Origin of the sequence: Humitalea sp. 24SJ18S-53, assembly GCF_050632385.1 — a bacterium.
GTDB lineage: Bacteria > Pseudomonadota > Alphaproteobacteria > Acetobacterales > Acetobacteraceae > Humitalea.
Genome location: NZ_CP192599.1, coordinates 4,988,242 through 5,014,484 on the forward strand (window position 1 = coordinate 4,988,242; position 26,243 = coordinate 5,014,484).

Here is a 26,243-nt window from a genome sequence, read left to right on the forward strand (position 1 = left end):
AGGCGGCTGTCAGGGAAGATAACGCAGATGCCCCGCACCTTCCATCGCACCACCGCCGTCCTGACCGCATCGCTGATGCTGGCGGGTTGCGTGACCACGCGGGCTGGCCGCATCGGGTCGGATGACGGCAGCGATCCCTGCCGCAGCCAGCTCGTGGCGCTGGACAGCACGGGCAATTTCTTCGCCGAGGATATCCTGCGCGGCGCCGCTGTCGGCGCCCTGGCCGGGGCCGCGATCGGCGGCCTCGCGTCGGGCAATTGGCGCGGCGCGCTGCTGGGGGCCGCGATCGGCGGCGCCGGCGGGGCTGCGGTCGGCTACTACGCCTCGGTCAACCAGCAGGGGCGCGACCAGGCGGCGGTGTCGGCGCAGATCGGCACCGACCTGCAACGCGAAAATGCCGAACTGGAACGCACCCAGGTCGCCTTCGACCAATTGATGGATTGCCGCTTCCGTTCGGCCGCCACCGTCCGCATGGCGGTGCAGCAGGGCCGGCTGGATCGCGCGACGGGCGTCGCCCAGATGGCCCAGATCCGCACCCGGGCGCAGCGCGACCTGCAACTGGCGCAGCAGATCAACACCCAGATCGGCACGCGCGGCGCGGAATTCGACACCGCGATCGACAATACGGTGCCGGGCGGCAAGGCCGCGGTGGCCGGCGCCGTCGTCGGCCGCCAGCAGCCGATCCAGGTGACCGCGCGCCGCCCGGTGCCGCTGCGCCTGCAACCCAAGGGCGACAGCCCGGAAATCGCCCAGATCGGCCCGCGCGACGCGGTGACGGTGCGGCCGGCGGCCGATGGCTATGCGCTGGTCGAAACCTCCTCCGGCCTGCGCGGCTATGCGCCGTCGGATGCCTTCCAGACCACGCGCGGCCCGGTGCGGGTGGCCGATGCGAGCATCCCCTCGGCGCAGGGCGGCGAATTGCGCAGCTTGGCGGCGACCAACCTCGCGCGGCGCGACAACTTCTCTGAAAGCGTCGGCAATGCCGAACGTCTGGCGTCGGCGGGTGGCTTCGAACTCGCTGGCTGATCACCTGATCCGCGCCTGCCGCGTCGCCCTGCTCGGGGCGTCGCTTTGGATTGGCGCGGCTGCCGCACAGGAACCGCCGCAGGCGCCGATCCTGCGGGTGGAGGCTGCCGCCCATACGGCGCCAGTCCGCCGCATGGCGATCGACGCCGCCGGCCGCGTGCTCGCCACCGTCTCCGACGACAAGACCCTGCGGCTCTGGTCGCTGCCGCAGGGCACGCCGCTTGGCGTGCTGCGGGTGCCGATCGCGGCCGGTGAGGAAGGCGAACTCTACGCCGTCGCGCTGACGCCGGATGGCACGCGCGCCTTCGCCGCGGGTTTTTCCGCCCGCGCCTGGGATGGCGCCTTCGCGGTGTATTTGTTCGAGACGGCGACGGGCAAGCTGCTCGCGCGCCTGCCGGGCCTGCCCGCGCCGGTGCAGCATCTGGCGGTGTCGGCCGATGGCGCGCGCGTGGCGGCGGCCCTGGCCGGGCGATCCGGCATCCGCATCTGGGATGCGCGCACCGGGCGCCTGCTGGCGGAGGACAATGTCGGCTGGCAGGGCGCCGCCCGCATGGTGGCCTTCGATCCCTCCGGCCGCCTGGCCGCGACCTCGGCCGATGGCAATGTGCGGGTCTACGACCCCAGCGGCCGGCGCACCGCCATCCGCACCCCGGTCGCGGGCGGCAAGCCCTATGGCATCGCCTGGTCGCCCGATGGCGCGCTGCTGGCGGTGGGGTTCGAGGACCGGCTGCGCGTCGAATTGCTGGCCAGTTCCGACCTGCGCAACGTGATGACCCCCGATGCCTCGGGCTTGTTGGGTGAGGGCCTGCCGATGGTGGCCTGGGCCGCCGATGCGCGTGGCGGGGTGCAGTTGCACGCGGCCGGCTACGCCCGCGCGGCCGCCGCGACGGCGCCGGATGCGCCCGGCTTCATCATCCGCCGCTGGGCCGATTTCGGGCTTGGCCCGCCGCGCGACATCCCGGTGGCGCGCGATGCCATCGCCCATCTGCTGCCGCTGCCGCAGGGCGGGCTGGTCTTCGCCACCGCCGACCCCGGCTGGGGGCGCCTGGCGCCCGATGGCGCGGTGGCGCTGGCGCCACGCCCGCCGGGCGGCGATTTCCGCAACACCGCCAACCTGCTGGCGGCCAGCGAGGACGGCCAGCGCGTGCGCCTCGTCCTGCGGCCCAATACGCCGGCGCTGATCTTCGACGCCCAGGCGGGGCGCCTGGACGAAGGCGACACGCCCGGCCTCTACGGCGCCCGCCAGCAATCGGCCCGGATCGTGGTGACCGATTGGCGCAACCAGAACCGCCCCCGCCTGAACGGCCGCCCGCTGCCGCTGGGTGAGGGTGAGTTCAGCCGCAGCCTGGCCATCATGCCGAATGACCAGGCCTTCCTGCTCGGCACCGACACGCATCTGCGGATGTTCGACGCCAGCGGCCGCCCGATCGACCAATTGGCCATGCCGGGCGCGGTCTGGGGGCTGGTCGCGCTGAACGGCATCGCCGTCGCCGCATTGGGCGATGGCAGCATCCGCTGGTTCGACACGACCGACCGGCTGGTCGAACGCGGCGCGCTGTTCGTCCATGCTGATTCCCACCGCTGGGTCGCCTGGACGCCGGAGGGCCTGTTCGACCACGCGCCCCAGGGCGGGCAGGAATTGGTCGGCGTCCACCTGAACAACGGCCGCGCCCAGACCCCCGAATGGGCCAGTTTCCAACAGGCCTATCGCGCGCTGTATGCGCCGGCCGCCGTCCGGGCGCGGATGCGCGGCGATGCGGCCCCCGCCGCCGCGCGGATGGCCGAATTGGGCGATGTGCGCGGCCGCATCGGCCGCCTGCCGACCCTGGCCGCCGGCCAGGCCTGCGCCGTGACCGACGCCGGCTGCCTTCCGGTCGCCTGGGGCGGGGCCGAATTGCCCGAAGGGGCCAGCGCCCTGCGCCTGACCTTCGCCACCACGGACCGTGGGCTGGGCCTGGGACCGCTGGATGTCATGGTGAACGACCGTATCGCTGTGCGCGCCGTGGCCGTGCCGGGGCAGACGGCGGTCGAGGTGCCGCTCGACCCCGGGCCGAACCGCGTCTCCGCCCGGCTCTATGCCGATGACCGCACGCTCTTCGCCGAAGGGCCTGCCCTGGACCTGCGCCGCGCCGGCCAAGCGGTGGCGCCCGCCGCGGCGGGGCGGCTGATCCTGGTCGCGGTCGGCGTGGATCAATACGCGCTGCCCGAACTGAACCTGCGCTTCGCCGTGGCCGATGCGCGCACGGTCGTCGAAACCCTGCGCCAACGCGCCGGCGGCGTGTTCCGCGAAGTCGTCGCGACCCTGCTGACCAACCAGGACGCCACGCGCGAAAAAATCCTGGGCGCGCTGGCGGCGGCGGCGCAGGTGGCGCAGCCGGAGGATACCTTCGTCCTCTATCTCGCCGGCCACGGCGTGCGCAGCGAACCGGACCGGCGCTTCCTGTTTCTGCCGCATGAAACCACCAGCATCGCCAATTGGGATGCGCTGCGCCGGATTGCGCTGGATGAGGACACGCTGGTCGGCGCCCTCGCCTCCATCCGCGCGCGCGATGGGTTCCTGTTCATCGACACCTGCCACGCCGGTCAGGTCACCATCGACAGCCTGGCGGCGCTGGGCAACGAAACCGGGCGCTTCCTGCTGGCCGCCAGCACCAGCGTGCAGGAAGCGCTGGATTCCTACGACGAACGCAACGGCATCTTCGCCTTCGCCGTGCGCGAGGGACTGGGCGGGCGGGCGGCGATGGATAGCGAGGGCCGGGTGTCGGCGCTGTCGCTCGGCGAATGGGTGACGCGGCGGGTGCCGCAACTCGCGCGGGAGAAACAGCACCGCCAGGATGCGGTGTTCCGCACCGCGCAACGCGACCTGCGGTCCTTCCCGATGGGGGCGGTGGCGCGGTAGCGGCCTGCCGGAAAACGGGGGCATCCGCTGCTGGTTTGGGTCGCCGGATGCGCGCGCCGGCGCAGGGATTCTTGAATCTCAAGCATCATTTCGGCAACCGGCGCGGCCCCTGCGCGTTTACCGGCATTCCCCATGCCGTATGCGCCGCCAGGACTCTCCCATGGCCAAGTTCCTGACGTTGAGGAGTGCCGTCTTGACCCGCTTCGCGTTCACGCCGCCGCTCCCCGCCGGGTCATCGCCGCGATGGGCAGTGGCCTGGCGGCGCACAGGATGAATGCCGCCGGCCCGGACGGCGCCGCGCCTGACGACAGCGCGCCCATAAGCTTCGTGCTGGAAAACCTGACCCCGGCGGCCGCCGCCCTGCTGCTGGCGTCGCCACGCCGTGGCGCGGAACGGCAGGACACGGCCGTGCGAAACTATGCCGCGGCGATGGCGGATGGCAGTTGGGTCCTGAACGGGATCCCCATCATCGTCTCGCGCCGCGGCGTCCTGCTGGACGGCATGCAGCGCCTGCTGGCTTGTATCGAAAGCCAGGTCCCCCTCTCGACCTTCGTCGCGCGCGACGTGGACGACGACGTGCTGCACACGATCGACCAGCATCGACGGCGATCCTCTTCCGGCAGCCTCGGTGCCCCGGGCATGCGCAAGGCCGATGCCCAGATGGCGTTGGTCGTGCGGCTCCTCGATTATGAGCACCTGACGCAGCAGGCCATCGCGCCGCCGGCACTGTCCTGGACCATGGTCGAACGCCTGATGCAGGCCAACCCCGGCCTGCAGGAGGCCGTGGCCGCAAGCCTGCCCATGGCGGGATCACCCCTTCCCGAACCGGTGCGCACGGCGATCCTCTACATGGGCAATCAGGTGGACCGGACGAAGACGGGCCGGTTGCTGGCGGCCGTCGCGCATCCAGACGGGTCGGCGCCAGGGGAACCCGGCGTGGCGCTGCGGCGGGCCCTGGACCGGGCGGTCCAGGCCGGGCCGCGCGGCCTTGGGCGAAACACGCTCTTCGCGCTGGCGATCAAGGCGCTGAATGCGTCGCTGCGTGGCGAAACCTTGTCCCAGATCGCGTGGAACACACAGCCCGTCGCGGGCGAACCCGCGGAACCCTTCCCCTGCTTGGATGGCTATGCCGGGCTGGCCATGCCCCGCGCCGATTCCGCCGGCCGCAAGCAAGACCGCGGCCCCGTGCCGAACGACTGCACCGCGCGGTTCGAACGCATCGACCAGGCCACCGCCACGCGATACCTGGCGACGAACATCGCCAGGCGCGGACCTGTCCAGACGCTTGTGGCCGCCTTTGCGCGCGACATCGCGGCGGGCCGGTGGATGCGCAACGCGCAGCCGATCTGCTTTTCCGCCGATGGCCGGCTGATCAACGGACAGCACCGGCTGATGGCCGTCATCGCATCGCGCGGCACGATCGAGGTGCCGGTGGTGCGCTGCCTGCCGGAGGCGGCCCATGACACCTACGACATCCATATGCGGCGGGCGCCGTCGGTCGATGAGGACACCGAAGCCTTCGGCGACCATGCGCTGGCGGCAGCGATGGCGAATCTGCTGTGGCGGCAGGAACGCCGGCCAAAGGCGACGCGCGCCAAGAAGGCCTCCGCCGCTGAAGTCCGCCAGATCCTGACCGAGTTTCCCCGCCTGCTTGGCCTGCGCGGCTTCGCCCGTCGGATGCTGGCCTTCGGGCGCGCCTCGGTCATGGGCTACGGCGCCTTCGTGATCGAACGCGACCGGCCGGACCTGGCGCCCGGCTTCCTCAAGGCGATCCAGACCGGCGCCGACCTGCCGGAGGGGCATCCGATCCTGGCCCTGCGCGAGGCGTTGCAGCGCCTTCGCCGGGATCGTGCGCCCCAGGACGACCAACTGGCGGCGCTTCTGTCCGGTTGGGAACGGTTCAAGGCCCACGCGGCGATGCGCGGCCTGGCCGATCCGGGACAGCAGGCGGCCCCAGCCGCCGCGGCGGATACGCGTCCGATCACCCTTCGCACACCGGCGCCCGGCCTGCCCCAGGGGCTGGCGGACCTGCGCCGGCGTATGCGGCAGCAGGCACTGATCGCGGACTACGGCGCCTTTGCCTTGCGCCAGGACGATGCGCTCACCCTGATGCAGGAAGCGGCGCGCGCGGCGGCCGAAGGGCTCACGGCCACCTTCGCCAAGGTGCTGGAATATGACGGCGGGACGGACAAGCTGTTGCTACGGGCCGGGGTCGGGGCGCGCGCGCCATCACCGGCGACCGACCACCGCGTGAAGCGGGACGTGGCTGTGGTGATCGGCGCTGCGACCGCACCCTTCGGCGTCCTGGAAGTGGAGGACACCAGGCCTGGGGCGTTCGGCGACGCCGACCTCCGCTATCTGGAGGCTTTGGCCAATACACTTGGCCTTGCGCTGGCGCGCCTAAGCAGTGCGGGGGCGCATGCGAAGATCCTCGCCGAACGCGGCGCCATGCTGGCCGAGGTGCGCCACCGTTTCAGCAACGGGCTGCAGCTCGTCCACATGGTGCTGACGTTGCAGGCCAAGGCGGCCGAGACGGTCCTGGCGCGTGACCTGCTGCGAAGAAGTGCCATGCGCGTCATCACCATCGCGGCCGTCCACCGGCAACTCAATCAGGGTGAGCGCTTCGAGACGGTGGAGATGGCAGGGTATCTGCACGGGCTGGTCGGCACATTGCGCACCAGCCTGTCGGGGCCGGATGCCGGGCGATCCATCGCACTTGAGGTTGAGCGAGGCGCCTTCTGGCCGCCGCAACGCGCGCAAATGCTCGGCCTTGTCCTGGGTGAGCTGCTGGCTGACGCCATGGCCTATGGCAAGGGCTCCCTCTGCGTCCGCTTCGTCAGGACCCAGAGCGGCGGGCAGTTGGAACTGGAAGACCAGGAGTCCGACCGCACGGCGATGGACGAAGGCGACAGGGGCATCGGCATCCGGATGGTCGCCGCCATGCTGCAGGAACAAGGCGGCGCCTTGTCGGTCGTGCGGGGCGATGCCGGATCGCGGATCCTGGTCGCCTTTCCGCAACTGATCGAACCCGCCTGACCCATCCCCGCGGGACGGTCGATGCTGTGTCCGGGCGTGCTGCTTTCCCTGGCCGGACTTGCGCCGATGCCTGTCGCGATCAGCAGGCAGAATCATCATGCCGGCGGTGGCGGGCCTCCATTTCTCGCAACGCGCATGTCACGAAGCCGTGAGAGAAAATGGCCGGCCCAGACGCCGGCAGGCGGGTCACCATGCGACATGCCAGGGCTGGCCAGGGCGGCGCGGCCTCAGGCACGGCCCGCCGGCCGCCAAAACCGCCAGGCGGATTTCGCAGGCACCATGATCATCAGCCTTTGCAGGAGGCAAACCCTGGGCCGCTCACGCGTTAAGGATCGGCGAATGAAGGGGCGAGAACATGGGCCTCGCCGCCTCGCCATATGGAGAATTGCCGGTGGCCTTCAGCTCAGACGATTTCGGCGGCACAATCCGCCTCCCGCGCAACGTGCATACGCTCACCAGGATGGAACCCAGGCCAGGCGCCGTTTCCCACAATGGCGGCGGGATACCGCCCGCGCCGGTGGAGCAAAGCCCGCACATGCCATCCTTCGCGGCGACCCAACGCGAACCGATGCGTTCCGACGCCGCAATCGGCGGCGAGGTCCGGCGCCTGCGCCGGGCCCAGGGCAAGACGCAGAAGACGTTGGCGGAGCATGTCGGGGTGACCGGCGCGCAGTTGCACCGCTACGAGACCGGGACGACGCGCATCGCGACGAGCCGGCTGATCGCGATCGCCGAAGCCCTTGGCGTCCGCGCGGATAGTCTGATCTCCGCCGGATCCGCCACCGAACCCGACCCGCATCCGAAGGCTGGCAGCAACGACGACGATATCGTGGAATTGATCCATATCTTCGGGACCATCACCGATCCGCGACACCGCAGCGCGCTGGTGGCCGTGGCCAGGATGATGGCGACCCACTACCAGCGCCGCGCACGGTCCGGCGACGCGGGCTGATCAGAACCGCAGTCGACAACACCGATCAACGACACGGCAAGGCGGCCACGATGCGCCGAACACATCGTGGCCGCGCTGCGTGGAACCCATCGTGGCCGCGCTGCGTGCTGGCTGCGCGCGGCGATTGCGCGGCATCAGGCCAGGTCCCGGCGCAGCCTGTCGCCGGTCTATTTGTAGATCAGGAAGGTCCTGATGCGTTCCCACTCGGCCCATGCCTCGAACACATAGGCACCCTTGAACCGGTAGGGCGGTGCCGCGACGTCCAGGCAGCGGAAGCCACCGACGGGCGCCTCGATATTCCGCGGCGTGTTCAGTTTCTTCCACGAATTGGTCAGCAGCACCCAGCGGAATCGCGGAAAGACCTCCGTGTGGTATTCGTGGATCAGCGCATCCGGCAAATGCTGCAACACGTCCTTCATGATCAGCAGGTCGGCGGCCGGCAGCTTGGATTTGTCTTCCGGCATCAGCGCGAAGCTCACGCCCTTGCGGGCATAATTCCGCGTGTTGGTTTCAATGAGGTTGGAGACCACATCGAAGCCACGGTAGTTGATGTGATCCAGATTGAGAAAACGCGAATACTGCCAATCCCCGCAGCCGACATCCACCACCGACCTGACATCGTTCATCCGCATGAAGGTTTCGAGGAAGCCGCGGTAGCCGATGTTGACGAAGGGGTCGGAGCCGGGGCCGGACGAGCCCCATTCGTTTTTCTCGTAGATTCGTTCGAAGGTGGTGCGAATGTCGCCCGTCGATGCGGCTGGCGTCGCCGGGGCGGCCGCCGATGAAGGCGTCTGCGCGGCGGGCACGCCGCCTTGGGCGGAACCCTTTTTGTCGTCGGCCATCTTCAGTCATCTCCGGTCGGGCACAGACCGTCCCCGGCGACCAACCAGCACCGGATGGCCGCCAGCATCGGCACGATCTGCATCCCCTCGCACCGATCTTCCGTCAAGCGGCAGGCCGCTGGTTGGCCAGTCCCGCCGTTCCGGATATAGTTGAACTCCGATAGGCCATATCACGGTCACGCTGAATCACGGTCACGCTGACGGGACGGCTATGGCGACGCGCGTTGATGCCCGCGAAATGGAAGACCCCCAACTCGCGGCATGCGTGGCCGGGCTGGCGGCGGACCCGGGGAATTCGGGTCGGCATGTCGCGCTCGGCCGGCTCCTGCTGGAACGATCGGCCTATGGACGGGCGCGCATAGCGCTGACCGACGCGATCGCGCTCGGCCACCATGATGCCGAAGCGCATGTCCTGCTGGGCAACATACACCGCATGAGCGGCGCCTTCCTGACCGAAGCGCGGACATTCGACACCGCCGCGCGCATGTCCGGCGGGCATGACGAATGGGAATTCCGCGCCGCCGCCGCCTATTGCAACGCCGGCCTGCCGGACCTCGCCATGCAGCGCTTCGCTCGCGTCCGCCGCGTCCTGCCGGATTGGTGGGCGGGCGAACGGGCGCGCGCCGAAGGCATGCTGGCGGCCGCCCACGCCACGCTGCGCCGCCTGATGCCCGCATTGCGCCCCGGGCGCATGTCGGCGGGTGAGGTTGCGACGCTGATCATCGCCCTGACCTCGGTCGGGCGGCTCGGCTGGGCCGAACGCCTAGCCGATTGGGGCGAGGCCCGTTTCGAAGGCCATGGATCGGTGCTGTTCGCGCGCATGCGCCTGGTCTATCGCCAGGGCGATCCCGAAGCGGCGCTGCGGCTGCTGGCACGGCATCCGGTGACGCATCCCGCGACCCAGGCGATCGTCGAATTCGCCTCCAAGCTGGCGATGGACTGCGGCGATCCGGATCGTGCCTCGGCCTATCTGGAACGCTGGCCGCGCGCCCGCTGGTCGCATGGCACCTGGATCCAGGCCTGCCGCATCCGCATGGTCGCCGAGGACCCGGACGGGCTGATCGCCCTGTCCCGAAGCTGGATGGGCCTCGGGCCCAGCTTCGACAGCATGCCCCATCGTTTCTGGCTGGAGGCGGTTCGCGCCGCCGGGCGCCTGCCGTTCCTGGCGAAGGAGGACGCGCGGCGACCCAGCGGGGGGCTGGGCGTGATGCAGTTCTGGGATGCCCCCACCCCGCCCGACGATGTCGCCGTGGCCCTGGCCAGTTGGCGCGCCGTCAATCCGGATGTGCCGCATACCGTGCTGCACCTGGACAGCGCGCGCGACTTCATCGGGGGCGCTTACGGCGATGTCGCGCTGCGCGTGTTCGATCGCTGCCACCATGCGGCGATGAAGGCCGACTACCTGCGGCTGCTCTGGCTGCATACCCATGGCGGGCTTTACGTCGATGCCGACGAGCATTGCGTGGCACCGGTCGATCCGCTGCTGAACGCGCTGGAGGACAGTGAGATCGTCGTGGTCCTGGCCGGCGATTCCCCCGGCTATTTCAACAATTGCCTGATCGGCGCGCGGCCCGGTTCGCCCCTGCTGGCCGCCGCGATCGCCGAGGTGAATGAACGCACCCTGGCGGCGGAGGCGAACAACACCCGCCTGAACATCTGGAACGATACCGGGCCGGGGCTGCTGACGCGCACCGTGATCCCCAACATGATGCGTGCGGCGACACCGCAGCGCATGCGGACCGTGGCGACCCTGGCGCCAAACCTGCGTGACTTCGCGCGCAACGACCCCGACCTGGCATACAAGCTGACGCCGAGCGGCAACTGGCGGCTTTCGTAGCCACCAATGGTCTTCCGCGCGCGCCAACCCGCCGCGGCCATGGACGACTGTTGTGGTGCCGCCGCATGTGGATTTCTGTTCTATAAAGACCGGAACGAATATAAGTATTAAATGGTTTTCATTCTGGTTTATTTCGATATTTAAATTTACGTGCAAAATGTAAATCAGTATAGAATGAATAAAGTCTTGGTTTGCACGGCTGCCTGGTCTATTAGGCACATATGATGCGGGGCCAGGAGGCAGGTTCGCGATGGCAAGGATCCTGTTGCCCGGCGCGTATACTCGCGCCGCGCCGTCAGCCCGTGCGAACGGGTGTCGCGCATCGCATCAGCGGGCGTGGCCGTCGCATGGCCTGCCGGCAGCGCCGCAACCCAGACGCGCGCCCCCGCGAAACCTCAGCGCCTGAGCAGCCAGATGATCGCCGCGACGACAAGCCAGCCGAACACGGACAGCAGGAAGATCAAGAGCGTCGCGGCACGCCAGTTCAGGCGGTCCGTCGTGCGCCGATCCCGGCCTTTCCCGCTGCCATCCGACTGCATGCATTGACCCTTGCAACCATGGGCGGACCGAATCGTGCGAGCCGGAACACCCCTCTTCGATCCTTAACACAGGGCGCGGCCTCAGCGGCGAGCGGCCCGTGCTCCGGGAGCAATTAACCATGTGCGCCATCGCCGGCCTGTTCCACCCGACCAGCACCAGGCTGCCCGACACCGGGCTGTTGCGCGGCATGGCCCATGCCCTGCGCCATCGCGGCCCCGATGGAGAGGGGTTCTGGGCCGAGGCCGGGCTCGCCTTCGCCCATCGGCGCCTGGCCATCGTCGACCTCGCCGGCGGCGCCCAGCCCATGGCCAGCGACGACGGCGCCGTGGTGCTGACCTTCAACGGCGAAATCTACAACCACCTGGCCCTGCGGCGGGAATTGGAGGCGCTCGGCCACCGCTTCCAGACCCGCAGCGACACGGAGGCGATCCTGCACGGCTGGCGCGCCTGGGGCCTGGGCGTGCTGGACCGGCTGAACGGGATGTTCGCCTTCGCGCTATGGGATCGCGACCGGGGGCAGTTGCTGCTGGCGCGCGACCGCCTGGGCGAAAAGCCCCTGCATTACGCGCGGCTGCCCGATGGGGGCGTCGCCTTCGCGTCGGAAATCGGCGGGTTGCTCGCCATCCCGGGCCTGTCCCGCGCGATCGATCCCACGGCCGTCGATGATTACCTGGCGCTGGGCTACGTGCCCGATCCGAACACGATCCATGCCGCCATCAAGCGCCTGCCGGCGGCGCATTTCCTGTTGCTGCGCCGGGGCGAAACCCGCATCCCGGCGCCGCTGCGCTACTGGCAGGCCCCGCGCGCCGTCGCCGCCGCCCCGGCGCAAGCGGCCGAGGAGCTGGCCGAACGCCTGCAAGCGGCGGTCGAGGCGCGGCTGATGTCGGACGTGCCACTCGGCTGCTTCCTGTCGGGCGGGCTGGATTCCAGCGCGATCGCCGCCCTGTCGGCCCGCGCGGGGCATCCGCTCGACAGCTTCACCATCGGCTTCCCGGGTGCGGCGGATGAAAGGGCGGAAGCCGCCATGCTCGCCGCCCGCCTGGGCGGCACCCACCATGCGGAGATGGTGGACAGCGACCCCATCGCCGCCGCCCGGCAGCAGGGCGCCATTTTTGGCGAACCTTTCGGCGACCCCTCCGCCGTGCCGACCCTGGCGGTCTGCCGGCTCGCCCGGAAACACGTCACCGTGGCGCTGTCCGGCGACGGCGGCGACGAAATCTTCGCCGGCTACCGCCGCTACCGCTGGCACCAGATGGCCGAGGCCGTGCGCCGCTTCATCCCCGCCCGTATCCGTGGCTCGGTCATCGGCGGCGTCGCCCGCGCCTATCCCAAGCTGGACCGCGCGCCCCGCTGGCTGCGGGCCAAGACCACGCTGACGGAAATCAGCCTGGACAGTGCCATGGGCTATTACGGCACGGTCTGCCGGATGGCCGACCGCCAGCGGCGCGGCCTGATGTCGCGCGCCCTGCGCACCGCCGTCGACGGCCATGATCCCGCCGCCCGCTTCGCCGCCCTGATGGGGGAATGCGACCCCGACGAACCGCTGCTGCAGGCGCAATACGCCGACCTGCACACCTATCTGCCCGGCGATATCCTGACCAAGGTCGATCGCACCAGCATGGCGGTGTCGCTGGAGGTGCGCCCCCCCCTGCTCGACCACGACCTCGTCGCCTGGGGCCTGGCCCTGCCGGCGTCGCTGAAGCTGCATGGCGGCCAGGGCAAGCATGTCCTGCGCGGCGCCATGACACCCTTCCTGCCGGCCGAGGTCATGCGCCGCCCCAAGCGCGGCTTCGCCAACCCGCTGGGCCAGGTTCTCCGCACACACGCCGGCGTCGTCCGCGACCGGCTGCTGGGTGACGCGATGCTGGACAGCGGGCTGTTCGATGCCGCCGCCCTCGGGCTGCTGGTGGACCAGCACGAAAGCGGCCGCTTCGACCACGCCCAGCCGCTATGGCACCTGCTGGTGCTGGAGGGTTTCCTGTCCGGCGTGGATCGTGCCGCCCTGGCCGGCTTCGCCCCCCGCCCCATGGCGCTTGCCGGATGACGGCCCCGGCCGACAGCCTGCTCGCGCGCACCGCGACCGACAGTCTGCTCGCGCGCACCGCGCGGGGCGCCAGCTGGGTCGTCGCCTGGCGGATGATGACCCGCGTGCTGGGGCTGATCAGCACGCTGGTGCTGGTGCGGCTGTTGCTGCCGGCGGATTTCGGGCTGGTGGCGCTGGCCACCGCCTTCGCCGTGTCGCTCGACATCTGCCTGGCGATCGGGGTGGAGGACCAGATCGTCCGCGCCCGCGATCCGCAGCCAGTGCTCTACGACACCGCCTTCACGCTGAACCTGATCCGCGGATTGTTCCTGGCCGTGCTGATCGCCGTGGCGGCGGCGCCCGCGGCGCAGTTCTTCGGCGATATGCGGCTGGAGAGAATCCTCTTCGCCCTGGCCTTCTCGGCCGCGGTCAGTGGCGCGACCAATATCGGCGTCGCCGATTTTCGCCGCCGCATGGAATTCGACAAGGAGTTCCGCCTGCAATTCTACCCGCGGGTCGCGGGCATCGCGGCCGTGATCGTCGCGGCCTTCGTGCTGCGCAGCTATTGGGCCCTGATCATCGGCATCCTGACCAACCGCTTCGCCCTGGTGGCGATGGGGCATGTGATGTCGCCGTATCGGCCGCGCCTGTCGCTGGCCGCCTGGCGGGACCTCGTGGGAGTCTCGACCTGGACCTGGGGCATCGGCGTCGCCTCGGTCCTGCGGGACCGGGCCGACAGTTTCTTCGTGGGGCGCATCCTGGGGCTGCCGCCCCTGGGGCTTTACGCCGTCGCGCATGAGGTCGCCTCGCTGCCGACCAGCGAATTGGTCGATCCGATCTGCCGCGCCTGCATGCCGGGGTTCGCGACGGCCCTTCGCGGCGAAGATGTCGGCGGCGTGCGCAGCGCCTATCTGCGGATCAACGCGCTGGTGGCGCTGCTGACGATCCCGGCCGGGGTCGGCATGTCGCTGATCGCGGGGCCGCTGATCGCGCTGGCCTTCGGCCAGGGCTGGGTCGATGCGGTGCCGGTCGCGGCGATCCTGGCGGTCGCCTTCACCATGACCTTGTTCGGCAATGTCAGCGTCGCCCTGCTGAATGCCAAGACCCTGCTGCGCACCATCCTGGTCGTCACCGCGGGGGCGGCCCTTCTGCGCGTGCTGCTGCTGGTGCTGCTGATGCCGCATTTCGGCCTGGTCGGCGCTGGGATCAGCCTGGGGCTGGCGCTGGTCGCCGAACATGTGACCCTGGTCGGGCTGGCGCTGCGCATGGTGGGGCTCGGCGCCTGGTCCTTCCTGGCCTGCCTGCGGCGCCCCGCCATCGCGGCCGCGGCGATGGCGCTGGTGCTGTGGGGCTGCGGCCTGGGCTGGGTCGCGCCGCCGAGGGATGCCGCCATCGCCATCTGGCACCTGCTGGCCGCGATCGGCCTCGGCGCCACCGTCTTCATCGGCTCGGTCGCCGCGATGTGGCGCCTGGCCGGTTGCCCGGCGGGGGCCGAGACCGACCTGCTGGCCCTTCTCACCCACCTCGCCGGCCGTCTGCGCCTGCCGGGGGGCGGACAGATGGCGGCACGCGGTGGCTGAGGTCGCAACCGGCTGGAGCGTCGCCGTCTTCGCCCGCAACGAGGCCGCCAACCTGCCCGCCTGCCTGCACGCCCTGGCGCGCGCCGGGCTGGGGCCGCGGGGCCATGTCACCGTGCTGCTGAACGGCTGCTCCGACGCCTCGCCCACCGTCGCGGCCGAGGCGCTGCGCGCCGAAGACCTGGCCGGCCGTGTCTTCGCGATCCCGCAGGGCGACAAGGCCAATGCGGTCAACGCCTTCCTGCACGCGCTGCGCCCCGCCGCGAGCACCTATTTCTTCGTCGATGGCTATGCCGCCGTCGCCCCCGATGCGCTGCGCCGGCTGGACCAAAGCCTGCGCGACAAGCCCGTCGCCAATGCGGCGGCGGCGGTGCCCAGCACCGGGCGCAGTGCCGAGGCGTTGCGGCGGAGCATGGTCGCCTACCCTGGGCTGCACGGCTCGCTCTTCGCGCTGCGCGGCAGTTTCGTCGATCGCATCGTCGCCGACGGCTTGCGGCTGCCGGTCGGGCTGTATCGCGGCGATGGGCTGCTCGGGTCCTTCGTCATGCACGACCTGGATTCCGCCACGGGCGGGTGGCTGAACGAACGCCTGGAAGTGAACCTGGACGCCACCTGGGTGTCACCGCACCTGCGGCCCTGGCGCTGGCAGGATCTGCGCCGGCACTGGTATCGCCTGGTGCAGCAGGCGCGCGGCCGGCTGCAATGGGCGGCGCTGTGCGAGGCGATCTATCCCGCCGGCTTCACCGCCCTGCCGGCCGATGCCGATGCCGCCGCCCTGCGCTGGATCGACGCGGCGCCGGCCCAGCGTGCGCCCAGGCCCTGGCGCGATCCCTTCGCCGCCGTGGCGCTGCGGCGGATGCGGCGGGCGCCGCCCTGGGGCGACCTGACACCGCGCCTGGTGGCCGAGGTCGCCGCACGATGACCCTCTCCTTCGCCCGTCACGCCGGGGCCGCGCGGCAGGGGTTGGGTGCCGTGGCGGCGCCGCGGCACTTCGCCCCGCGCCCGGACCGCCCGGCCGTCCGTTGCTTCGCCCTGCGCGAATGGGCAGGGGGGCTGGTCCATGCGTTGCGCGGCTGACGCCGCCCGGCTCGTGCCGCTGCACGACGCCCGGCTGCCCGATTGGTGCGACCGTTTCCTCGCGCCGCCGGGGTCCGGTGACTTCTTCGCCGGGCGGGTCTGGTACGACACCGTGCTGGCGGGCGCGATCCCGTCCGGGGCGCAGCCGGTCCTGGCGGTCGGCGGCGCCGGGGATGCCGTGCTGCTGCCCTTGCTCCGCCAGGCGGGGCGCCTGCGCAGCCTGGTCACGCCCTATACCCTCGGCTGGGCGCCGCTGCTGGCGCGCCGGGCGGAAGGTGCGGCGCTGCGCGATGCCGGGCGCGGCCTCGGCCATCTGCTGCACGGCCGGGGTCCGACGCTGCTGGAGGCGATGGACCCCCAGGCCCAGGGCCTGCCCGCGCTGCTGGATGGGCTGCGCGCCACCGGCCTCTCGGTCGACCGCTTCCGGCATTTCGGCAATTGGCGCGCGCCGCTGCGGCCCGGCGACGGCTGGGACGCCTATCTCGCCGAACGGCCGCCGGCCCTGCGCGCGACCATCCGCCGCAAGACGGCACGGGCCGGGCGCTTCACCGCCTATGCCCAGTCGGGGCCGATGCTGGAGGCCGGGATCGCCGCCTATTGCCATGTCCGCGCCCGCAGTTGGAAACCCCAGGAACCCTTTCCGGCCTTCGATCCCGCCCTGATGCGGGCCGCGGCCGCGACCGGCGGGCTGCGCCTGGGTGTGCTGTCGCAGGCCGATGGCCAGGCCATCGCCGCGCAATACTGGGTGGTGTCGGGCGGGCGCGCCTGCCTGCTGAAGCTGGCGCATGACCAGGGCGCCAGTGCAGCCTCTCCGGGCACGGCGCTGACCGCGCTGATGATCCGCGGGCTGATCGACGAGGATGGCGTCACCGAACTCGATTTCGGCCGGGGCGATGATGCCTACAAGCAGCTTTGGGCCGGCCAGCGGACGGAACGCTGCGGCGTCGTGCTGACCGATCCCTGGCATCCGGCCGGCTGGGTGGAACTGGGGCGCCAGGCGCTGGCCCATGGCCGGCGCTGGCTGAGCGACCGCATGGCGACAGGGAATATGCGCGCATGAAAATCCTCTACAGCCATCGCATCCGGTCCCGCGACGGGCAGTCGGTGCATCTGGAAGCCATGGTCGCATCCCTGCGCGCGGCCGGGCACGAGGTGCTGGTCGTCGGCCCCGCCGGTTTCGACCAGGCGACCTTGGGCGACGACAGCCGCATGGTGGCGCTGGTGCGCCGCTGGCTGCCCGCCTGGGTCGGGGAACTGGCCGAACTGGCCTATGCCATCCCCGCGACCTGGCGGCTGAACCAGGCGGCGGCGGGGTTTTCCCCCGATGTCATCTACGAACGCGCCAATCTGTTCCACCTGGCCGGCGCGCTGGTCGCACGCCACCGCGGCCTGCCGCTGTTGCTGGAGGTGAACGCCCCCCTGGCGCAGGAACGCGCCCGCTTCGGCAACCTAGCCCTGCGCCGCATCGCCGCCGCCACCGAGCACTTCAACTGGCGCCGCGCCAGCACCGTGCTGCCGGTCACCGCCGTGCTGGCCGCGATCGTCGCGGCGGCCGGCGTGCCGGCGTCGCGCATCGTGGTGATCCCCAACGGCATCGACATGGCCGATTTCCCCGAACCGCCACCACCGGCGGAGGCGCCGGAGGTCGTGCTGGGCTTCGTCGGCTTCCTGCGCGACTGGCACGGGCTGGATCGCGTGCTGCGCGCCATCGCGGCCTGGCAGGGCGCGCCGCGCTTCGTGCTGCGCATCGTCGGCGAAGGCCCGGCGCGCGAGGGGCTGGAGGCCCTGGCCGCGGAGCTCGGCATCGCCGACCGGCTGCATTTTACCGGGCTTGCCGCGCGCGACGGGATTCCGGCGCTGATCGGGGGTTTCGACATCGCCCTGCAACCCGGCGCCGTCGCCTATGCCTGCCCGCTGAAGGTCCTGGAATACATGGCCGCCGGCCGCGCCATCGTCGCCCCCGACCAGCCCAACCTGCGCGAATTGCTGGAGGACGGCCGCACCGCCCTGCTGTTCGACCCCGCCGACCCCGACGGCATGTGGCATTGCGTGCTGCGGCTTGGCCGCGACGCGGCGTTGCGCCAGCGCCTGGGGGAAGCCGCGCGGCAGGAAATCGGGCGCCGTGGCCTGACCTGGGCCGACCACGCCCGCCGGGTCGTCGGCCTGGCGACGCAGGAGATCGAACGCCGCGACACGGCGCGCGACCCGCGTAGCGCCCATCTGGAAACCGCCTCATGACGCTGGGGCAAAGCCCCGCCCCCCCCCTGCTGCTGCACGTCTTCCCGAGTTTCGCCGTCGGCGGCGCGCAGGTGCGCTTCGCCGCACTTGCCAACCGCTACGGCACGCGCTGGCGCCATGCCGTGGTGGCGCTGGACGGGCGCGAGGCCTGTGCCGCGCGCCTGGCACCCGACGTGCCGCTGCAACTGGTCCCGTCGCCCTATGCGCGCGGTGAGGCCGCGCCGCAGCGCTTGCTCGCCATCATCGCCCTGCTGCGGCGGCTGCGGCCGGCGCTGCTGGTCACCAGCAACTGGGGCAGCATCGAATGGGCGATCGCCAGCCGCTTCCTTCGCGACCTGCCGCACCTGCACACCGAAGACGGTTTTGGTAGCGACGAAAGCGCCGGCCAGATTCCGCGCCGGATCCTGGCACGCCGGCTGGTCCTGCGGCGCAGCTCCGTGATCCTGCCCTCGGTCACGCTGCTGCGCGCGGCGCGCGAAACCTGGCGCCTGCCCGAGGCGCGGTTGCGCTACGTCCCCAACGGCATCGACCTGCGCCGTTTCGCGCCTGACGGCGCGCGCGCGGCTTTGGATGCCCCGGGCGAAGGGCCGTTGATCGGCACGGTCGCGGCACTGCGGCCGGAAAAAAACCTCGGCCGCCTGTTGCGCGCGGCGGCGATCCTGCTGCGCGACGGCGTGCCGCTACGCCTGGCCATCGTCGGCGATGGACCCGAAAAGCAGCCCCTGATGGCACTGGCCGAACATTTGGGCATCGCCGCATCGGTCGCCTTCGCCGGCGCCATCGCCGACCCGGCGGCGGCCTATCGCGCGATGGACCTGTTCTGCCTGTCCTCCGACACCGAACAGATGCCGTTCTCGGTGCTGGAAGCCATGGCGACCGGGCTTTCCGTCGCCTCGACCGATGTCGGTGACGTCGGCACGATGCTGGCCGAGGAAAACCGCCCGCACCTGGCCGCCCGCGACGATGCGGCGCTGGCGGCGGCGCTGCGCCCGCTGCTGCGCGATCCTTCGCTGCGCACAAGGCTCGGGGCCGCGAACCGACGACGCGTCGAAAACGACTACGACCAAGAAACGATGTTCGCGACCTATGCCGCGTTGATCGATGGGCTGGCGAGTGAATGAATAACGGCGGTTGCGCCATGGAGAGGGCTTCGCCCCCCTCCAAACCTCCCCCACCAAGGGCCGCCGCCCCTGGACCGGCGCGATGTATTGGAAAAATAAAGGGAGGGGCATGGAGCACGTCGGGCCAATGGCGCGACTATGATGCCCCTCCCTTTATTTTACCAAACGCCGTGGGTTCCAGGGGCCACGGCCCCTTGGTGGGGAGAGTTTGAGAGGGGCAAAGCCCCTTTCAAGGCGCAACCTCCCCATCCTTCGACAACCCATCACCGCCGCGCGAACACCGCCACGATCGCGCAGGCGCCAAGTGCGGTCAGCAGCAGCGGCTGGACGCCCGGCTTTGCCACCGGCGCCTCGGCGGCGATCGCCGCAGCCACCTTGGCCCGTGGCAGGGCCGCATCTTCGGGCAGGGCGGCTTCCTTCCCCGACCAGGCCCGGGTGAATTCCGCGCCCAGCAGGAAGATCACGGCCGAGTAGTAGATCCACAGCAGCACCACCACGATGGTGCCGGCCGCGCCAAACCCCGCTGCCGCGCCCGATGCGCCGATGTACAGCCCGATCAGCGTCTTGCCCGCGGTGAACAGCACGGCGGTGGCCAGCGCGCCGATCATCACGTCGCGCCACGCCAGCCGGCGGTCGGGCAGGATCTTGTAGATGGCGGCGAACAACAGCGCGGTGACGCCGAGCGACACGGCCTCGTTCGCCAGTTTCAACGCCGTCTCCATCGCCGGCGACAGCGATGTCAGCCACGTGCCCAGGACCGACAGGGCCGCGTTGATGCTGAGTGACACCAACAGCAGGAAGCCGGTGGTGGCGACCAGCCCCATCGCCGCCGCCTTGGCGCGCACGAAGCCGGTGATGGTTTCCGCCGTGGTCGCTTCCGTCGGTGTCTCCACCTTCCAGACCGCGTTCAGCGCCCCCTGCAGGGCACCGAAGGCGCCAGAGGCCGTCAGCAGCAGCGTGCCGGCACCGATGAACACTGCCCAGCCGCCCCGCGCTTCGCCCAATGCGCCCTGCGCCATGGCATCGACCTGGCGCCCCGCGTCATCCCCCAGCAAGCCGGTCAGTTGCTGGTTCAGCGCGTCGCGCACCATCGCGTCGCCGAACACCAGCCCGGCGACGCCAGAGGCGATGAACAGCAGCGGGCCAATCGAGAACAAGGTGAAATAGGCGATGGCCGCCGCCCGCGACAAAGCATCATCGGCGAAGAAGCCGATCAGCGTGTCCTTCGCCATGGCCATCGCGCGCGACATCATCTGGGGCTCCTCCGCCCCAGGCAAACGCGGCAGCCGTGGCTGCGGTTGCAGGCTTCAGTTGGCCGCGGCCGGCCGCCGCGCCACCTGCACCGACACTTCCTGCGAGCGCCCGTCGCGCTGGTAGGTCAGCCGCACGCTCTGCCCCGGCGCGGTGCCCGCGACGCTGCGGATCAGCGCGCGGCTGGTGTCCAGCGTTTCGCCGTTCAGCGCCGTCACCAGGTCGCCCTGGCGCAAGCCGGCGCGTGCGGCGGGGCTGTTGCGTTCCACGCCCTGCACCAGCACCCCGCGCCGGCCGCGCTGGCCGGGTTCCGGCACCAGATCCTGCACTGCGACGCCCAGCCAGCCGCGATCGACGCGGCCATCGCGGCGCAACTGTTCGATCACGTTGCGCGCCAGGTCGGATGGCGTGGCGAAGCCGACGCCGGCGCTGGCGCCGCTCGGCGAATAGATCGCGGTATTGATGCCGATCACCTCGCCCGCCAGGTTGAACAGCGGCCCGCCGGAATTGCCCGGGTTGATCGCGGCATCCGTCTGCAGGAAATCGTCGAAGGGGCCGGTGCCGATGTCGCGCCCCCGCGCGGAGACGATGCCCGAGGTCACGCTGCCGCCCAGGCCAAAGGGATTGCCCGCCGCCAGCACCCAGGCGCCGACGCGCATCGCGGAACTGGACCCGAAGCCCACGGTCGGCAGCGCCACGCTGGCCTCCACCTTCAGCAGGGCCAGGTCGGTCAGGTCATCCGTGCCGACCACCCGCGCCGGCAATTGCGTGCCGTCCTGCAGGCCGACCACCACGCGCGTGCTGCTGCCCAGCACATGGTTGTTGGTCACGACCAGGCCGGTCGGGTCGATGATGAAGCCCGACCCCGCGCCGCTCATCTGCTGGCGCCCGCGGCGGTCGCGGAAATAGCGTTCGAAGGGGGTGCCGCGCAGTTCCGGCGGCACCGTGCCAGGCTCACCCTGCACCGCGATGTTCACGACGGCGGGCAGCACCCGCTCCGCCAAATCGGCGAAATCGGGCAGCGGCGATCCGCTGGCCGACAGGCCGCGCTGGGCGCAGCCCGCACCCGGCAACATCATCACGGCAGGCAGGGCGAGGAAGAAGCGGCGCGGCAGCGGGGTGGTCATCATGAACTCCAGTCAGCGCCCATCATTGGGCCTTTGGGCGCCCGGGCTCAACATGGGGGCTAGGGCCTGTGGACAATTGGCCTCGGGCGCGTTCGGCGGCGCTTTTCCGCACCTGTCGCGTTGGCTTTGCTCGCCGATGAACAACATCGGCCGCGCAAATCCGCCTTGCAGGCACGAAAAATCGATCGCCGACCGCATCCCGAACCAACTGTCCACAGACCCTAAAGCGCGCCCCGCACCGCCGCCGCGACCCGGTCGACCTGCGCCGTGTCCAGGTAGGGATGCATCGGCAGCGCCAGGATACGCCCGCACAGCGACTCGGCCACCGGCAACGGCGGCATCTGCCCGATCGAGGCCAGGTGCCCCGCCGCATAGGCCGGCTGGTGATGCAGCGGCTTGGGGTAATAGATGCCCGACGGAATGCCCTGCGCCTGGAGCGAGGCTTTTACCCGGTCTCGCTCCGCCTCATCGCGCAGCAGGATGGAGTAGATGCCCCAGGCCTGTTCGGCGCCCTCCATCTCCCCCGGCACGCGCACCGCATCGCCCAATTGTTCGGCATAGCGCGCGGCGATGACGCGGCGCGCCGCCAACTCGCCCTCGAACAGCGGCATCTTGGCCAGCAGGATGGTGGCCTGGATGGTGTCCAGCCGCCCGTTCATGCCGGTGCGCAGCACCTCATACCGGCTGCCGCCCTCGCCATGGGTGCGCAACTGGCGATACAGCGCGGCGCGGTCGGCATCATTGGTCAGCAGCGCGCCACCATCGCCGTAACAGCCGAGCGTCTTGGTCGGATAAAACGACAGCGCCGCCGCATCGGCCCATTGGCCAAGCCGTTTGCCATGCAGCGAGGCCCCAAAGGCCTGCGCCGCGTCATCCAGGGTGAACATCCCTTTTTCCGCGCAGATCGCCTGGATGGCGGGCCAGTCGGCCGGGCGACCGAACAGGTCCACCCCCACCACGGCACGCGGGCGCAATTTCCCCTCGGCCTCGACCAGCGCGATACGGCGCCGCAGGTCGGCCAGGTCGATGTTGAAGGTGCCTTCCTCCACATCGACGAAAATCGGCGTCGCCCCCAGCACCAGCGGCACCTCGGCCGTCGCCGTATAGGTAAAGGCCGGCAGGAAGACCGCATCGCCGCGGCCGATCCCCTCGGCCATCATGGCGATCTGCAAGGCATCGGTGCCGGAAGACACGCCGACGCAATGCGCGGCCCCGGAGAAGGCCGCCAGCGCGGCCTCCAACTCGGCCACTTCCGGCCCATTGATGAAGCGGCCGCTATCCAGCACCGAGGCGATGCGCCGGTCGATATCGGCGCGGATCAACGCCTGCTGGGCGGCCATGTCGAACAGCCCGATGGGGCGAGTCACTGCAGTCATGGGATCTGTCTCTTCAAGCCTGAATCACGGTTGCTCGATACGCCGGGGCGGCCGCGTCGCCCAAATCACCCGATGTGTCGCGTCGCAACGCGCCGCGGGTGTCCACCACCAGCGCGGCATGGGCCAGCACCATGGCCAGGTCCATCCCCGGCTGGGGCGTCACCAACAACACCGCATCCTGGGCGGCCAGCAGCGCCGGCGTCAGCGCCACGCTGCCGAGGTCGGGTGCGGCCCCACCCAGGCGCCGCGTCGTGGGGAAGCGTGGCACCAGCGGGTCGTGATAGCCCAGGACCGCGCCGCGCGCCGACAACAGCCGGAAAATCTCGATCGCCGGGCTTTCGCGCGTATCCGGCACCCCTGACTTATAAGCCAGGCCCAGCAGCAGGATCCGCGCCCCGTTCAGCCCCCGGCCACGCGCATCCAGCGCATCGCGCAGCCGTTCCACCACATAGGCCGGCATGGAATCATTCACCCGCCCCGCCAATTCGATGAAATCCGACGGCAGGCCCAGCCCCCGCGCCGTCCAGGCCAAATAATGCGGATCGACCGGGATGCAGTGCCCACCCAGCCCCGGCCCCGGCCGGAACGGCATGAAGCCAAAGGGTTTTGTCGCGGCGGCGTCCACCACCTCATGCACATCCAGCCCCATGCCGTGGCACAGGCGCTTGAGTTCATTCACCAGCCCGATGTTCACGGCGCGAAACACGTTCTCATAAAGCTTGGCCAGTTCCGCGACGGCCAGCGACGAGACCGGCACGACCTGGCCGGCCACGGGGGCATACAGCGCCTCCGCCACCCGCAGGCAGGCGGGCGTCGCGCCGGCGACCAGTTTTGGCACACGGGCGACGGTGCCCTCCGGATTGCCGGGGTCCTCGCGTTCGGGGCTGTAGATGGCGAAGCCATCCACCCCGGCCGTCAGCCCCGCCGCGACCAGCGCCGGCAGCACGTAATCGGCCGTGGTCCCCGGATAGGTCGTGCTTTCCAACGACACCGCCTGCCCCGCCCGCAGATGCGGTGCGACCGAGGCCATGGTGTCCCGCACCGCCGACAGGTCTGGCTCCTTATGCGGCCCGATCGGGGTCGGCACGCAGATCAGCAACGCATCGCAGGCGGCGATGGCCGCCCCATCCTCCATCCCATGCGCATCGATGCCGATGATCCGCGCGTCGTCGATCCCGTGCACCGGGCTGCGCCCCGCCCGGATCGCCATGATTTTCGCCGGGTCGATATCGAAGCCGGACACCGGAAATCCACATTCGGCAAAGCGCAGCGCCAGCGGCAGCCCCGCATAGCCCAACCCGATGACGCCGATCCGCGCCCGCCGGTCGCGCAAAGCCGCGATCACGGCGGCTTCAGCCATGCGGCGCCAGGCCATCCCTGTTGTGGTCGAATTCCGGCACCAGCCGGCCCAGTTGCGCCAGCGCCCCTTCGATCTGGCCGGAGCGGGCGGCAGCCGCGACCTCATCGATCGCGCGCCCGATCAGCGCCGGGTCCGCGGTGCGCGGCGTCGCCACCAGCAGCCCCGGAAACCGCGTGGGGCGGGGCGGTTCGGCGCCGTGGAACATTTCCTCGAAGAGTTTTTCGCCCGGGCGCAGGCCGGTGAAGCGGATTTCCACGTCATTGTCGGGCCGCAGCCCCGCCAGCCGGATCATGCGGCGCGCCAGATCGACGATTTTGACGGGCTGGCCCATGTCCAGCACGAAAATCCCGCCATCCCGCAGTTCCGGTGGCCGATCCTCGGCATCCTCGGCGCCAACGACGCTGGCCTGCAGCACCAGCCCCACGGCTTCGCGCACGGTCATGAAATACCGCCGCATGTCCGGGTGGGTCACGGTCAACGGCCCGCCGCGTTCCAACTGGCGGCGGAACAGCGGCACCACGCTGCCGGTGCTGCCCAGCACATTGCCGAAGCGCACGGTCACGCAGCGCATGCCCTGGCCGGTCTGGCGGGCGGCGACATCCAGCCCCTGGCAATACATCTCGGCCAGGCGCTTGCTGGCCCCCATCACGCTGGTCGGGTTCACCGCCTTGTCGGTCGAAATGAACACCATCGCCCGGCACCCCGCCGCCCGCGCCGCATCGGCCACGATCCGGGTGCCCTGGGCATTGGTCAGAAGCCCCTCCAGCGGGTCGTTCTCGACCATCGGCACATGCTTCAGCGCGGCGGCATGGAACACCAGGTCCGGTCGCGTCTCAGTGACCAGCCGTGCCAGCCGCGCCGCGTCGCGCACATCCGCCAGCACCGCCCGGCGCGGAATCCCCGGGTGGGTTTCGGCCAGTTCCAGGTCGATCTGGTACAGCGCGTATTCGCCGTGATCGAGCAAGGTCAGCATCGACGGCCCCAACGCCGCCACCTGCCGCGCCAATTCGCCGCCGATCGTGCCGCCGGCGCCGGTCACCAGCACCCGCCGCCCCTGCACCAGCCGTGCCATGCCGATCCGGTCCAGCGGCACCTGGGGCCGGTCCAGCAGATCCTCGATCGCGATGGGTTTCAGGTCCATGCGGCGGGAATCCTCGGCCGCCGAGCGCGTCGCCGGGTCCAAGGTGGTCAGCCGTGGCGCCCGGCGCAGGGTGATGCCCTGGCGGTCGGCGACGTCGAGCAATTGTTCCAGCGCCTCGCCCTGCACCTCCGGGTCCGACAGCACCAGGATATTGGGCACGCGGCCGGTCGCGCGCAGGCGTTCGATGACGGGTTCGGCTTCCTCCACCGTGCCCAGGATTTCCTGGCCCTGGATGCGGCGGCCGGATTGGCGGGCGTGGCGCGCCAGGATGCCCAGCACGCGGTATTCCGGCGGGCGTTGCCGGGCGAGCGCCCGCAGGAACAGATCCGCGGCATCCCCCGTGCCGATCACCAGGGCGGTGGGGGCGCCGACCGCCTCCGGCTGGGTCTGGCGCAGCCGGGCCACGGCGCGCGCCCCGCACATCAGCACCGTCAGCACCACGGCATGGGTCGCGGGAAACAGCGGGTTGGGCGACAGGCTGGCCTGGAACCCGGCGGCACCCGCGGCAAAAATGGCGCAGGACACGACCGCCGCCCCGGTGACGGCCATCAGGTCGGGGGCCGCGATGTAGCGCCAGTATTGCCGCGGCAAGCCAAAAGCCGCCCCGGCCAGCAGCACCAGCGCGACATTCACCACGATCGCGGGCCCCAGCCCCGCGGGCAGCGGGCCGGGCGCCGCCAGCAACAGGGCCAGCGGCAACGCCACGGCGGCGACCAGCGCGTCCAACGCCAGGTTCAGCAGAATCCGATGCGATGCGCCCAGGGCCATGCCGGGGGCATAGACCACAAGGGCGCCGGCGCAAACGTGTTCTGTCGGCGCT

19 protein-coding genes are annotated in these 26,243 nt (G+C 70.6%); 12 read left to right on the plus strand and 7 right to left on the minus strand.

Features of this window, described 5'->3' with window-relative positions:
* The first annotated feature begins 27 nt into the window (after positions 1–27).
* The 4 genes from ACQW02_RS23995 (at position 28) to ACQW02_RS24010 (ending at position 7,913) form a co-directional block, all read left to right on the plus strand.
* Positions 28–1,026, plus strand: coding sequence for a glycine zipper domain-containing protein (locus tag ACQW02_RS23995; protein ID WP_431282435.1), 999 nt, complete (start codon positions 28–30; stop codon positions 1,024–1,026).
* Positions 980–3,925 (plus strand): caspase family protein, encoded by a 2,946-nt coding sequence (locus tag ACQW02_RS24000; protein ID WP_431282436.1) that lies wholly within the window; start codon positions 980–982, stop codon positions 3,923–3,925. The genes ACQW02_RS23995 and ACQW02_RS24000 overlap by 47 nt, the downstream gene beginning before the upstream one ends.
* Positions 3,926–4,195: 270 nt before the next feature.
* The gene (locus tag ACQW02_RS24005) at positions 4,196–6,961 is read left to right on the plus strand and encodes a sensor histidine kinase (protein ID WP_431282437.1); all 2,766 of its coding nucleotides are present in this window, start codon (positions 4,196–4,198) and stop codon (positions 6,959–6,961) included.
* A gap of 355 nt (positions 6,962–7,316) precedes the next feature.
* The gene (locus ACQW02_RS24010; RefSeq protein ID WP_431282438.1) at positions 7,317–7,913 is read left to right on the plus strand and encodes a helix-turn-helix domain-containing protein; all 597 of its coding nucleotides are present in this window, start codon (positions 7,317–7,319) and stop codon (positions 7,911–7,913) included.
* A 167-nt stretch (positions 7,914–8,080) separates the two neighbouring features.
* On the opposite strand, the gene ACQW02_RS24015 is transcribed toward ACQW02_RS24010, so the two are convergent.
* Positions 8,081–8,755, minus strand: coding sequence for a hypothetical protein (locus ACQW02_RS24015; RefSeq protein ID WP_431282439.1), 675 nt, complete (start codon positions 8,753–8,755; stop codon positions 8,081–8,083).
* A gap of 211 nt (positions 8,756–8,966) precedes the next feature.
* Here ACQW02_RS24015 and ACQW02_RS24020 point away from each other — a divergent pair, with 211 nt between their 5' ends.
* The gene (locus tag ACQW02_RS24020; RefSeq protein WP_431282440.1) at positions 8,967–10,592 is read left to right on the plus strand and encodes a glycosyltransferase; all 1,626 of its coding nucleotides are present in this window, start codon (positions 8,967–8,969) and stop codon (positions 10,590–10,592) included.
* Positions 10,593–10,987: 395 nt separating this feature from the next.
* Here the strand turns inward: ACQW02_RS24020 and ACQW02_RS24025 are convergent, their stop codons facing one another.
* The gene (locus ACQW02_RS24025; RefSeq protein ID WP_431282441.1) at positions 10,988–11,131 is read right to left on the minus strand and encodes a hypothetical protein; all 144 of its coding nucleotides are present in this window, start codon (positions 11,129–11,131) and stop codon (positions 10,988–10,990) included.
* Between the two features lie 119 nt (positions 11,132–11,250).
* Between ACQW02_RS24025 and asnB the strand changes: the two genes are divergently transcribed.
* The 7 genes from asnB to ACQW02_RS24060 are packed head-to-tail and all read left to right on the plus strand — an operon-like array spanning position 11,251 to position 19,168.
* Entirely contained in the window at positions 11,251–13,176 is a 1,926-nt protein-coding gene (gene asnB, locus ACQW02_RS24030; RefSeq protein WP_431282442.1) for an asparagine synthase (glutamine-hydrolyzing), read from the plus strand.
* The gene (locus ACQW02_RS24035) at positions 13,173–14,735 is read left to right on the plus strand and encodes an oligosaccharide flippase family protein (RefSeq protein WP_431282443.1); all 1,563 of its coding nucleotides are present in this window, start codon (positions 13,173–13,175) and stop codon (positions 14,733–14,735) included. The genes asnB and ACQW02_RS24035 overlap by 4 nt, the downstream gene beginning before the upstream one ends.
* Positions 14,728–15,654: a glycosyltransferase gene (locus ACQW02_RS24040; protein ID WP_431282444.1), complete on the plus strand. Its 927-nt coding sequence runs from the start codon at positions 14,728–14,730 to the stop codon at positions 15,652–15,654. The genes ACQW02_RS24035 and ACQW02_RS24040 overlap by 8 nt, the downstream gene beginning before the upstream one ends.
* Positions 15,651–15,809 (plus strand): hypothetical protein, encoded by a 159-nt coding sequence (locus tag ACQW02_RS24045; protein ID WP_431282445.1) that lies wholly within the window; start codon positions 15,651–15,653, stop codon positions 15,807–15,809. The genes ACQW02_RS24040 and ACQW02_RS24045 overlap by 4 nt, the downstream gene beginning before the upstream one ends.
* Positions 15,793–16,869 (plus strand): GNAT family N-acetyltransferase, encoded by a 1,077-nt coding sequence (locus tag ACQW02_RS24050; protein WP_431282446.1) that lies wholly within the window; start codon positions 15,793–15,795, stop codon positions 16,867–16,869. Before ACQW02_RS24045 ends, ACQW02_RS24050 begins: the two co-directional genes overlap by 17 nt.
* A complete protein-coding gene (locus ACQW02_RS24055; RefSeq protein ID WP_431282447.1) occupies positions 16,866–18,047 on the plus strand; it encodes a glycosyltransferase family 4 protein in 1,182 nt (393 codons plus the stop codon). Before ACQW02_RS24050 ends, ACQW02_RS24055 begins: the two co-directional genes overlap by 4 nt.
* Positions 18,044–19,168, plus strand: coding sequence for a glycosyltransferase family 4 protein (locus tag ACQW02_RS24060; RefSeq protein ID WP_431282448.1), 1,125 nt, complete (start codon positions 18,044–18,046; stop codon positions 19,166–19,168). Before ACQW02_RS24055 ends, ACQW02_RS24060 begins: the two co-directional genes overlap by 4 nt.
* A gap of 263 nt (positions 19,169–19,431) precedes the next feature.
* On the opposite strand, the gene ACQW02_RS24065 is transcribed toward ACQW02_RS24060, so the two are convergent.
* The 5 genes from ACQW02_RS24065 to ACQW02_RS24085 all read right to left on the minus strand — a co-directional run bounded on the left by ACQW02_RS24065 (position 19,432) and on the right by ACQW02_RS24085 (position 26,191).
* Positions 19,432–20,421, minus strand: coding sequence for a YihY/virulence factor BrkB family protein (locus ACQW02_RS24065; protein WP_431282449.1), 990 nt, complete (start codon positions 20,419–20,421; stop codon positions 19,432–19,434).
* A 54-nt stretch (positions 20,422–20,475) separates the two neighbouring features.
* Positions 20,476–21,546 (minus strand): S1C family serine protease, encoded by a 1,071-nt coding sequence (locus tag ACQW02_RS24070; RefSeq protein ID WP_431282450.1) that lies wholly within the window; start codon positions 21,544–21,546, stop codon positions 20,476–20,478.
* A 221-nt stretch (positions 21,547–21,767) separates the two neighbouring features.
* Positions 21,768–22,922 (minus strand): DegT/DnrJ/EryC1/StrS family aminotransferase, encoded by a 1,155-nt coding sequence (locus ACQW02_RS24075; RefSeq protein ID WP_431282451.1) that lies wholly within the window; start codon positions 22,920–22,922, stop codon positions 21,768–21,770.
* Between the two features lie 13 nt (positions 22,923–22,935).
* Complete coding sequence (locus ACQW02_RS24080) at positions 22,936–24,282, minus strand: nucleotide sugar dehydrogenase (RefSeq protein ID WP_431282452.1); 1,347 nt, start codon at positions 24,280–24,282, stop codon at positions 22,936–22,938.
* Positions 24,275–26,191, minus strand: a complete 1,917-nt coding sequence (locus ACQW02_RS24085; protein WP_431282453.1) for a polysaccharide biosynthesis protein — start codon at positions 26,189–26,191, stop codon at positions 24,275–24,277. Before ACQW02_RS24085 ends, ACQW02_RS24080 begins: the two co-directional genes overlap by 8 nt.
* Positions 26,192–26,243: the final 52 nt, after the last annotated feature.

Bases quoted from the DNA above. Each gene is read 5' to 3' on its own strand.
- ACQW02_RS24070 (WP_431282450.1), bottom strand. From the start codon at position 21,546: ATGACCACCCCGCTGCCGCGCCGCTTCTTCCTCGCCCTGCCTGCCGTG.
- asnB (WP_431282442.1), top strand. From the start codon at position 11,251: ATGTGCGCCATCGCCGGCCTGTTCCACCCGACCAGCACCAGGCTGCCC.
- ACQW02_RS24045 (WP_431282445.1), top strand. From the start codon at position 15,651: ATGACCCTCTCCTTCGCCCGTCACGCCGGGGCCGCGCGGCAGGGGTTG.
- ACQW02_RS24005 (WP_431282437.1), top strand. From the start codon at position 4,196: ATGAATGCCGCCGGCCCGGACGGCGCCGCGCCTGACGACAGCGCGCCC.
- ACQW02_RS24080 (WP_431282452.1), bottom strand. From the start codon at position 24,282: ATGGCTGAAGCCGCCGTGATCGCGGCTTTGCGCGACCGGCGGGCGCGG.
- ACQW02_RS24000 (WP_431282436.1), top strand. From the start codon at position 980: ATGCCGAACGTCTGGCGTCGGCGGGTGGCTTCGAACTCGCTGGCTGAT.
- ACQW02_RS24025 (WP_431282441.1), bottom strand. From the start codon at position 11,131: ATGCAGTCGGATGGCAGCGGGAAAGGCCGGGATCGGCGCACGACGGAC.
- ACQW02_RS24085 (WP_431282453.1), bottom strand. From the start codon at position 26,191: ATGGCCCTGGGCGCATCGCATCGGATTCTGCTGAACCTGGCGTTGGAC.
- ACQW02_RS24060 (WP_431282448.1), top strand. From the start codon at position 18,044: ATGACGCTGGGGCAAAGCCCCGCCCCCCCCCTGCTGCTGCACGTCTTC.
- ACQW02_RS24010 (WP_431282438.1), top strand. From the start codon at position 7,317: ATGGGCCTCGCCGCCTCGCCATATGGAGAATTGCCGGTGGCCTTCAGC.
- ACQW02_RS23995 (WP_431282435.1), top strand. From the start codon at position 28: ATGCCCCGCACCTTCCATCGCACCACCGCCGTCCTGACCGCATCGCTG.
- ACQW02_RS24015 (WP_431282439.1), bottom strand. From the start codon at position 8,755: ATGGCCGACGACAAAAAGGGTTCCGCCCAAGGCGGCGTGCCCGCCGCG.
- ACQW02_RS24020 (WP_431282440.1), top strand. From the start codon at position 8,967: ATGGCGACGCGCGTTGATGCCCGCGAAATGGAAGACCCCCAACTCGCG.
- ACQW02_RS24050 (WP_431282446.1), top strand. From the start codon at position 15,793: ATGCGTTGCGCGGCTGACGCCGCCCGGCTCGTGCCGCTGCACGACGCC.
- ACQW02_RS24055 (WP_431282447.1), top strand. From the start codon at position 16,866: ATGAAAATCCTCTACAGCCATCGCATCCGGTCCCGCGACGGGCAGTCG.
- ACQW02_RS24035 (WP_431282443.1), top strand. From the start codon at position 13,173: ATGACGGCCCCGGCCGACAGCCTGCTCGCGCGCACCGCGACCGACAGT.
- ACQW02_RS24065 (WP_431282449.1), bottom strand. From the start codon at position 20,421: ATGATGTCGCGCGCGATGGCCATGGCGAAGGACACGCTGATCGGCTTC.
- ACQW02_RS24075 (WP_431282451.1), bottom strand. From the start codon at position 22,922: ATGACTGCAGTGACTCGCCCCATCGGGCTGTTCGACATGGCCGCCCAG.